Origin of the sequence: Acinetobacter sp. NIOH-H-8 (assembly GCF_046635365.1) — a bacterium.
GTDB lineage: Bacteria > Pseudomonadota > Gammaproteobacteria > Pseudomonadales > Moraxellaceae > Acinetobacter.
On the sequence record NZ_JBHDVN010000329.1, the window covers coordinates 1 to 397 of the forward strand.

General features: G+C 41.6%; 1 protein-coding gene. It reads left to right on the top strand.

What is annotated here, in order from left to right:
* On the top strand, window positions 1-346 hold a 346-nt coding region (locus ACEWB7_RS18495), incomplete at its 5' end, for a glutathione S-transferase N-terminal domain-containing protein (protein ID WP_411581160.1).
* Window positions 347-397: the final 51 nt, after the last annotated feature.

Below are 397 nucleotides of genomic sequence, written 5' to 3' on the forward strand. Positions count from 1 at the left end.
GGCAAAACCATTAAAGAAAAATAAACCTGCACCTGAACAGCTTCTGGAGCTGTGGGGGTTTGAAGCCAGCCCGTATACCCGTATAGTCCGTGGTGTATTGTCTGAGCTGGAAATTCCTTATATCTACCACAATGTGGCGAAAGAACGCTGGCAAGATTATGGCCCAGCCAAGCTACGCTTAAAGCCAGGAAAATATGAGCCCTTGCCAGGCGGTAAACGCGAACAGCTGTTCACCATGATGGGGAACAATATCCATGTACCTTATCTTGTCGATCCGAATACCAATGTAAAAATGTTCGAATCTAAAGATATTGTGAAATATCTAAAAGGTCAGTATGGCGCTTAATTTTCGTAAATTTTTTAATTAAAGAATTTCCTAGGTCACCAACAAAAAAAG